Consider the following 9,728-nt stretch of genomic DNA (forward strand, 5'->3'; position numbering starts at 1 on the left):
GTCCACCGCTGATACCACTAGCAGTGTAGGTGAGTTGAGCTGGGGTGTTATCGGGGTCAGTAGCGTTGATATTGCTGCTGGAGAGAACCACACTGCCACCTTCGCTAATGTTCAACGAGTTGGTGCTGATAGTGGGGGCATCGTTGACTGCGGTAACGGTGACAGTGGCATTGCCAGTCACTTGCAAGGCTGGATCGCCTGCAAGTCCACCATATTCCACGACATAACCAGAAATGGAACCAGGGTTGTTCGATAGGTCATTCCACTTTCCATCCAGCAAGAATTGACCATAATCTTCATCGCCTGAATTGTTTGGCTCCTCAGAATTCCAGTTATTATATCTTCCACTCACTGGAGAACCAGTAGTGCCGAGTCCCTGCCAAAATTGCTGACCAGTTTCAGGACCAGTGACCCAGCGCCATTCGTTTTCTACCGCCGCGTCGCTGGCTCCCAACCAGCCCTCCCCTTGAAGCTTGCTAGAGACAAAGCTGCTTTCAGCCGCAGATGTGACAGTCACTAAATAGCCTTGGAGTCCAAAGTAGTTGCGAGCCGCTGCTGCATCGCGAGCGGCTGTCCAGGAAATGGGACTACCTGCATTAACGAATTCGTAGAAGTGACCATTATCGGGGTTTGCTAGGTTTGTGCCCAAGGCAAACTGGATGGCGCGATCGCCCGTTGTGGGATTCTCACTGATATTACTGTAGGTTACTTGCCGCAGTGCCCCCTGGTAAGTCGCAGCAGATCCAGCACCCACAAGGGATAAAATGCCTGTAGTGGTGTTGTAACTCCAGGTCAAGCCGTTAATCGTACCGCTAGTCCCACTTTGCCCTGCAATGCCAAGTCGATCGTTGATATCAAAGTTAGTGCCAATAGAGACTCTGGCTCCGTCAATACCGTCTGAGCCAGTTACGGCCAAGTTAGGGGCAACCAAGCCAGCAGCGGCGTTTTCGGTGTAGTTAAGAGATGTAGCACCGACAGTGAGAGTAGGGACATCCTTGATTACGGTGATGTTAACGGTATCGGCATCAGAGAAATCGCCATCACTGGTTTCAATTTGGATACTAGCAGCGCCACTAAAGCCTGCTGTTGGGTTGAAAACCAGATTGTTGAGAGCAGTATTGATGTCAGTCTTGGTACCACTGAAGGTCATTGTGCTGTCGGTAGTACCGTCTCCAGAAGCGAAGCTCAACCCAGTGACACCGCTTAGACTCGTAGTGCCATTGGTTGCCGTCAGCGTAACCGTTAGATTAGTGCTATCAGAGTCAGCAACACTAATGGCATTGCTTCCACCGAGAGTTATGGGTGTACCTGCGTTAGTGCTTTGAGTACCTGGTACCGTATTAGTCGGGGCATTTGCGGCAGCAGCGAGAATATTGGTGGATAGTCCAGTATAAAACTGAACAGTCTTAGATGCCCCCGCAGCCAACGTACCTATATCAAACCAGAGAGCAATGGCAGTATCTGAGGTTACTGTTTGTCCCTTAGTTCCTACCAGTAGTGAATTGGCAACTGTGCTGCCAATGCTGCCGCCAATGGATGCCCGTGCCGATGGATCAAACGAAATAAAGTAAGAGGGTCGTGCACCATAGATGGAAAAAGATAAGTCAGAACTCGGAACTTGGGCAGAAAGGATAACTTTTCCGTCAGCTGCAATTGTGTTAACGATTGTGTTGGTGGTAGTGTAGCCTCCTCCAGAAGCATCTTTGCCGTTGTCGGGGTCATAGGCTCTGGCATAGCGAAGGTTGTTAATGGCAGTTGCTGAGTTGTTTGTAATGGTGACGGCTGTTTTCCAGTAGTCTTGCGTGTAGTCAAATGAATAGGTCTGGACAACAGAAACATTTTGAGTTGTGTTGGAGGTGACTGTCGCAGCAAGTATGTTGCCAGCCGAGGTATCGGCAGTTGTAGTTGAAGCTATTTGAATAGTTGGTGTATTGCCGCCAGCGTTTTCTAGGGAGTAAGTTGTACCACTCTGCTGATAGCCGATTGACCATCCTTCATAGGGAGTGCCAGGTAAGAAGACATCGTAGGAAAATGTGCTTCCGGTTTGATAGCCATCTGGGTCAATACTGAGTCCAATGTTAGACCGGGCTGAAGTACCAAAGAAATCAGCTGGTTTGGAGGCAGCGGTTCCAAAGAAACCTGCATTACCACGAACACCTAATTCAATGAACTCACCCCCCAAGAAAACATCTCCACTAGATACACTATGGCGTGCACCCAGGGTATATACCAACGTTCCTTTGTAGCTGTTTAGAACATCAGTACTGAAAATTGGGGAAGTTTCAATTGCTCCTGTCGCAACTTCCAAATTCCAATCGCCGCCTAGAGAACTGTTACCTGTCAGGTCATCGGAGGCAGCAACATCGGCCCCAGTAATCTGACTGATGTTTTGGACAAACGTCTGACCGAGTTGACCTTCAGCAATATTACAGCCATAGAACAAAATATCTGCATCGTTGGTCAGCGCTTTGCTCCAGGTCTTTAACTGGGCTGCGTACTCAGGCAGATCGATCAAGTTAAGGGCGCTGCTACCAAAATCCACTCCCCCCGCTTCCCCGTGGGAAACGATATGCAAACTGGTGATGTTTTGCCGCCCTAGCAGGGTGTTGGTAATCTGGGTTACACCATCCTGCCCCGGGTCAAGTACATGGATCTCTGTGCCTGGAGTTACACCTGCCAGCAACTGCTGATAGTCCGTCACCGATTTATCGACAAACAACAGAGATTGGTTAGATCGTCCCAGTCCCGTCAAAGAAGTTGTCAAACTGCCTTCGTCCAAGACAGGCGCAAGGCTGTTTTTAGACAGCACATCAGTAGATGATGTACCTAACTGAGAAAGCTCAAAGGACATTGTGTTTATCTCCAAAAAGAAAGCAGAAGACAACATCATAACCACATATTACACAGATGATATCCGTGTAAGACAAAAATAATATTACTTTTGTAAATAAGTTTTTATACTTAAACTTTGTAGTAAAATAATGTATAAGATAATATTTTAGTTTAAGCAATAATACGTAAATATAGACAGCCTTTTCTAAGAGACACTACCCAAACGGCATTGCCTACCGAAAAGTTGTGTTCCAACTCCAATTTTGAACAAGGTTGTAAGTACTATTGCTTATTGAAAAATGGTATATAACCCAATACGGTTCAGTTAAGGCTAAAACTCTTTATCAAAATAAATTTTTTGAACGAAGCGCATACTCATACACAAAAGCAAGCTACAGGCAGGCAGCCTCTGGTAGAGAAGCCAGCTAGAGGTGGTTGATATGATAATATGCTCCATATTCTCCTGAGGCGGAGCTTTCCTTGCTTTGCTCCAATACTGAAGCACTATCAAGACTCGATCTAAAATTATTAATTAGGAAGAACGCCCAGGTTGGTGGAAGATAGTTTTCTGGCTAATGCTCAATGCCCCTCATGAGTGCTGTTAGCGGTAGCGAGGCGTTTAGTCCGTATTTAGTACAAAAGTAACATTTTTTACTATAAGATAAAAACGCAAAAAAGAGGAACTGTTTTGCCCAATTCCCCATTAATTAGTAAAAAGTATGTCAGAATCAACTCCCATTCCCCCAGACCCTAACCCATCTGAAGCAATAGACTTAGTGGGAAATAATACCAGTGAGCAAGCGAACGCATCTGCCGATCGCAGTGCGAAAACTAGGCAGATGCTGGGCATGAAAGGTGCAGCGTCTGGGGAAACTTCAATTTGGAAAATTCGTTTGCAGCTAATGAAGCCCATCACCTGGATTCCCCTAATTTGGGGCGTAGTCTGTGGTGCGGCTTCTTCTGGTAACTATACTTGGACGCTGGAAAATGTGTTAAAGGTAGCAGCCTGTATGTTACTGGCTGGACCATTGATGACAGGTTACACCCAAATCCTCAATGATTACTACGATCGCGAAATCGATGCCATCAATGAACCTTATCGCCCCATTCCCTCTGGGGCAATTCCCCTACCCCAGGTAATTATTCAGATTTGGGTATTACTGATTGCTGGCATTGGTTTAGCATTTGTACTAGATATGTGGTCTGGTCATGAATTCCCGACAATTACAGCGATCGCGATTATCGGTTCTTTCATCGCCTATATTTATTCTGCACCTCCCTTGAAACTCAAGCAAAACGGCTGGCTAGGTAGCTACGCCTTGGGTGCAAGCTACATTACCCTACCTTGGTCTACAGGACACGCTTTGTTTGGGGAACTGAATTCCACAATTGTGATTTTGACAATGTTCTACAGCTTGGCTGGATTGGGTATTGCCATTGTCAATGACTTCAAGAGTGTAGAAGGCGATCGCCAGTTAGGATTAAATTCACTACCCGTAATGTTTGGCATCACCACCGCAGCATGGATTTGTGTAGTGACAATTGATGTCTTTCAAGGATTGATTGCAGCTTATCTCGTTAGCATCCACGAGAATTTGTATGCAGCAATACTAGTACTGTTAATCATTCCGCAAATCACTTTGCAGGATATGTATTTCCTACGCGACCCTGTGAAGAATGATGTTAAGTACCAAGCCAGCGCCCAACCTTTTCTGGTTCTGGGAATGCTGGTAACAGGTTTAGCACTGGGTCATGCTGGCGTTTAACTTATATTTTTATAAAGAAAAAGTTAGGAATTAAGAGTAAAGGCAGAGACGCTCCGCCTCCGGTTAAGAGATAATATACTTTTAACTCCTAATTTGTATCAGGACATACTGTGTTAGAATTGACATCTTTTCTTCTTCATGGGATTCAACCTTTATTAGTCCCGATTTGCTTTATCCTTGCTTGGACTGTAACTATTCTCGCCGTTTTGAGTCTCTGGTCGGCGGCGCAAGATGGTGTAACTACAGCCAAGCAAATGCATCAAATCCCCTGTACTGGTTGTCAATTTTTTACCGATAATTACCGTCTTAAATGCACTGTACGTCCATCTATTGCCAATACAGAAGAAGCAATCGATTGTTCTGATTATCAACCGAAGACGAATCCTTATCTGTATTAGAGACTGGTGACTGGTGGAGATGAGGCAGACAAGAGAGACAAAAGGAATAACCTATGCCCAATGACAATTAACTAATCTCTAATAATATCTTTAAAACACCCCGACTCTGAGCGTGTTCAAAAGCTGCAAGCCCTTCAATCAGAGGGTAGGTGGCATGAATCAGGGGTTGCACGTCAACTTTTCCTGTGGCTAGTAACTGGAGAGCCGGAGTAAAGGGACCACAACGTGAGCCGATGAGGGTGATTTCATCCACAACTAAAGAAGAAGCATCTAGGCTGAGGTTGCCAGCATAAGTACTTTTCAGTACAAGAGTACCACGCGGACGCAGGGCGCGGCGGGCGATTGCAAATCCTTCTGGGTTGCCAGTACATTCTACTGAGATATCGAAATATCCATCTGTAACAGCGTCGGCCAAACTTGTTTTTATCCCCCGTGCTTCTAAGTTAGCCAGTTTATCTTGATGACGACCCACAGCTAAGAGTTCACAGCTAGTTAGAGCTAGTGTCTGGGCTACCAATTGCCCTAATTTGCCATCTCCAACCACTAGCACCCGATCATTTGGATGCAATGGCACTTGCTGCTGAATTTCCAAAGCTGCTGCTAAAGGTTCAGTAAATGTTGCTACTTCTGTCGGCACATTCTCAGGTACGGGATGCAGGTTCTCCACCGGCAAACAGAGATATTCACTAAAAGCTCCGTTGCGATTGACAATACCCAGAACTGTACGATTTTTGCAGTGAGTTGGTTGTCCACTACGACAAAACCGACAATGCCCACACACAGCATTGATTTCTCCAACTACACGTTGGTTAACTAAGTGTTCTGGGCCTCGTTCAACAATACCGACAAATTCATGACCCAAAATACCAGTGTAGGGATAGTAGCCTCTGAGTAGTTCCACATCAGTATTACAGATACCTGCACGCAAGACGCGTACTAAGGCTTCTCCCTGTGGTGGTTCAGGAACGGGAATATCTGTACGTAATTGCAACTGGTTATTTTCGAGCCAAAGTCCTTTCATTTCTCTTCACATCCTTTACTTATACCTAATTATGTTGTCATACCACTTTGAAAAATTTTTACAAATATAGAGGCATACATCTGTACCTCCATACCCACACCTATGTCTCTGTAGAAGGTATTTCTTTAATTTTGGTTACATCAACTTTGCTTAACCAAGTAACTAAGTCATCTGAGCCAAGTGCAATTTCACTTCCCAAGGTTTTGATATAGAGAAGTCCATCACTGATAATTAAATCTCTAATTGGATACCATGAATCTCGTGTTCTAATCAGAAGTTCCAACGGAATCCCTGGTCTAGAAGTATACTTGCGATATTTCCACCAAGCTCGCCATAGAATGACACATTTAGTGCAGTGCATTTGATAGCCTTTCGGAACTTCGCAGTATTGATACTGATAGAAACCCCGACTATCTACTTCTCCTTTGAGCATATAACTATATTCTGCTAATGCCTGATTTATCAATTCCCACTGGGTAGATTTTGGAGAAATCGAGAATTCAGATAGGGTGTTAGATAGTTGAGCAGTGGCAATTACGCCTTCAGATTTTGCTGATAGTTGGTTAGTTTTATATACTGTTTGCGCTGTCAAAACAGGATTTGACAACAAAACGTCTTTTTCCTGAATAGAGTTTTGTACAAACTCTCGAATTAAATTTAGATTAGACAACATAAAATTTTTTATAATAAATTAACCAGTGTGATGAAAGCCACAACACTACTTAAATTAATAATTACACTGGTCTGGCAATTTAATCAGGATTATTACTAGCTTTATTTATACTCAATTCTTTGTTTGACTAGGGTTTTGTTAAGTTTAATGTCGAGTATGCTATTGTCCATTAGGCTGATTGAGAAAATCACTGTTTACAGGTGGATGAGCTGCAAATTAAATTTTTATGCTTTGGAGAAAAGGTTGAAATACCGAAACTAATTCGGGACGACTAACTACAAGGGTGGGAAAAGAGCGATCGCTATAATCTTCTCCTGGTAACAAGGGAAATGGTTCTGATTTAAGCGATGTCCAGACCCCACCAGCAGCCTGGACAATGACCCAAGCCCCTGCTAAGTCCCAAACTTTTGGTGTCGCCTCAATACCACCGAGAGTAGCCCCAGTAGCAACTGTCAAAAAGTTATAGCTAGCCACACCTAACATGCGAATTTTGCAGGGAAAGCCGTTCTGGATAACTGCGGTGCTGCGGGAACAGAGGTTAAAAAAGTGATTGTTGCTAGGACTATCTATACTAGTGTGGATGGGGTGGTTATTGAGAAATGCTCCTGTTGGTGTTGCTAAACCAGATGAACCAGCCCAGAAACCATGAAAAGCTTGATTCAAGGTTGGTGCGTAAACATAACCAAAAATGGGTATGCCTCGATACAGTAAACCTAGAGAAATTGTCCAGATGGGAATGCCGCGTGTGAAGTTGGTTGTACCATCTAGAGGGTCAATTACCCAGCACCACTCCGTACCGGGAAATGACTTATCGCTCTCTTCGCTCAAAATGCCGTAGCCAAGGAAACTAGAAGCGATCGCATCCCGAATTTCCTGATCTGCCCATTTATCTGCTTGCGTCACTAAACTACCATCAGCCTTTTGGTCAGCCTGTACTTGCCCAAAATCTTCCATGAGCTGCTTGCCCACTCTAGTGGTAGTAGTTTGGGCAAAATCAAGAATTGTTGTCCAAAAATCATTCATTGGTTATTAGTCATTTGTCATTTGTCATTTGTCCCATGCCCCATGCCCCATGGCCTATACAGTTTAATCTAAATCGCTTTCCAAAACCGAAGCGATCGCTTGCTTGGTACTTGTTTGAAATTCTGTGATGTTCACCCGATTCAGAAACCAAATCGACAGCACCATTCCCACGGCTTCTAGAACGAATACCAATCCATAAGCTAGTTCTAGGCTTGGTACCAGCTTGTGTCCAATATCGAAAACTGTACCTCCGATTACCACCGCGATTCCTCTAGAAATTGACTGCGCTAATCCCCAGGCCCCAATAAACGTACCTGCGGCTTCTGCTGCGGTCAGATCCAACATCAAGCTAATTGCTGCTGTAGTTAAGAAACCTGTGGCTAAACCGAACAATACCAAACCTAATTTGAGAACTGCTGCATTAGCTGTGAATCCTGATATACTTAGTAATATTGCACACAATGCTACCAACATACAGCCAAAACGTGCAGTTCTGCGCTTACCCAAACGCGGGACAATGTAAAAGCCCGTAACACCGTAGGCAATCAGTAGACCAGTTCCATAAAAAATATTTAATTTGGTACTTTCCGCTAAGGGCATTTTAAACACTTGACCCGCATAAGGTTCCAAAATCGGGTCTTGCATAAATAAACTGATGGTCATCACCAGTAAAAAGGTGAAAAACAAACCGGTTTGTGGGCTAGCTGTCAAAATTTTCCAAGCATTGCCTAGAGTAATGCTATCTTCCCGGTTCACCAGTGTGGAACGGGTTAAGTACTGGGAGTATTTTTTTTCTACGCCAAATGTCGCTGCGATCGCTAAACCAAATACAATTGCTGGGACGATAAAAAATAACCTGTTGACGGCTCCTTGCAAAGTTTCTACCGTTGCTTCTGGCGTTAACTGTTTTAGCAAGCTGCCACTGATAATCGCCCCAATAATAATCCCCACCATTAGCATCGACCAAACCACGCCGACTACTTTAGAACGGTTATCTTCTTCAGATATATCGACTAACAAAGCAGCAAAGGCAGTACTGCTAGCACAAATTCCTAGACCGTATACAGCGAAAACTAAAGCCAAAAGCGCTGTCCAGCCGATTGTTTGAGTTGTCCATGCCCAACCACCTGCACTAGTAGCGGCAAGATTCATCTGCCAGATTACTTGTACAGCTAAAAATGCTGCGATCGCAAATATTGCCGCGCCCACCCAAACATAAGCTGTGCGGTGGGAACCCCATAACGGCTTGGCATCGGAAATCTGGCCGAACCAGACACGGGAAGGAGCAACAAATAAAGGCAGTGCTAGAACTACTGAGACTAGCGTTGCTGGAATTGCTATTTCTTGAATCATGACTCTGTTGAGTACGCCCAGAGTCAAGATGGACATCATGCTCAACCCCATTTGAAATAAACCCAGCCGGAACATGGTTAGTAGGTTTACCCTTGGCACAGATAAAGATTTTTTTTCGGTATCAAATATTTCACCGCTTGCCATAGCTACTTTTTCGTATGGTTTATGGAATATAGTCTCTTTAATTAAATATAAACTGTTCAATATTCCAAAAAACTACTAATTTCGGGGCATCAATTTTTGGGTTTGGCGGTAGACACCGCAGCATAACGTACATAAAACTTTTTGGTTATTCAGGGCTTGTTGTGCAACCATAACTAGATTAAACGTGATTGAGCATTAATAGAGGCTAACTGAGATAGTTGCTTGCTTACCCCTGTCTTTTATCGCTAATACTAGTCTCATAGTTGGCGATCGCTATTTAGATGTGGCATTTACGTCCAACTTTTTTCAATTTTAATGAGGTTATCAGGGATATGGAAGAAATATTAAACCAATACTGTAAAAAAGATAATCTTGGGCTGCTTCTTCTAAGTATGGCAACTGGTTCGGGTAAAACATACATTGTTCTAAGAGGATGTTTTAAAAGTGAGGGGCTATTGTAAGAAAACTCACAAGGCTTAAGCTGAAAGATTGAAGATATCAGCACCTTGTGAGCAAAT

General features: G+C 44.0%; 7 protein-coding genes. 2 read left to right on the forward strand and 5 right to left on the reverse strand.

Annotated features, from left to right (window positions below):
- On the reverse strand, nucleotides 1-2,851 hold a 2,851-nt coding region (locus V7K89_RS10580), incomplete at its 3' end, for a DUF4347 domain-containing protein (protein ID WP_335186887.1).
- A 700-nt stretch (nucleotides 2,852-3,551) separates the two neighbouring features.
- Here V7K89_RS10580 and chlG point away from each other — a divergent pair.
- Nucleotides 3,552-4,598 carry a chlorophyll synthase ChlG gene (gene chlG, locus V7K89_RS10585; RefSeq protein ID WP_335186889.1) on the forward strand — a complete coding sequence of 349 codons (1,047 nt, stop codon included), beginning with the start codon at nucleotides 3,552-3,554 and terminating at the stop codon, nucleotides 4,596-4,598.
- A 110-nt stretch (nucleotides 4,599-4,708) separates the two neighbouring features.
- Entirely contained in the window at nucleotides 4,709-4,996 is a 288-nt protein-coding gene (locus V7K89_RS10590; protein ID WP_335186891.1) for a hypothetical protein, read from the forward strand.
- A gap of 67 nt (nucleotides 4,997-5,063) precedes the next feature.
- Here V7K89_RS10590 and V7K89_RS10595 read toward each other — a convergent pair whose 3' ends face one another.
- The 4 genes from V7K89_RS10595 to V7K89_RS10610 form a co-directional block, all read right to left on the reverse strand.
- Nucleotides 5,064-6,017: an MDR/zinc-dependent alcohol dehydrogenase-like family protein gene (locus tag V7K89_RS10595; RefSeq protein WP_335186893.1), complete on the reverse strand. Its 954-nt coding sequence runs from the start codon at nucleotides 6,015-6,017 to the stop codon at nucleotides 5,064-5,066.
- Nucleotides 6,018-6,117: 100 nt separating this feature from the next.
- Nucleotides 6,118-6,690, reverse strand: a complete 573-nt coding sequence (locus tag V7K89_RS10600) for a hypothetical protein (RefSeq protein WP_335186895.1) — start codon at nucleotides 6,688-6,690, stop codon at nucleotides 6,118-6,120.
- Nucleotides 6,691-6,906: 216 nt separating this feature from the next.
- A complete protein-coding gene (locus V7K89_RS10605) occupies nucleotides 6,907-7,713 on the reverse strand; it encodes an inositol monophosphatase family protein (RefSeq protein WP_335186897.1) in 807 nt (268 codons plus the stop codon).
- Nucleotides 7,714-7,776: 63 nt separating this feature from the next.
- On the reverse strand, nucleotides 7,777-9,210 hold the full coding sequence (locus V7K89_RS10610) for a BCD family MFS transporter (protein WP_335186899.1): 1,434 nt from the start codon (nucleotides 9,208-9,210) through the stop codon (nucleotides 7,777-7,779).
- Nucleotides 9,211-9,728 lie beyond the last annotated feature (518 nt).

Source organism: Nostoc sp. (assembly GCF_036917515.1).
Classification (GTDB): domain Bacteria; phylum Cyanobacteriota; class Cyanobacteriia; order Cyanobacteriales; family Nostocaceae; genus Nostoc.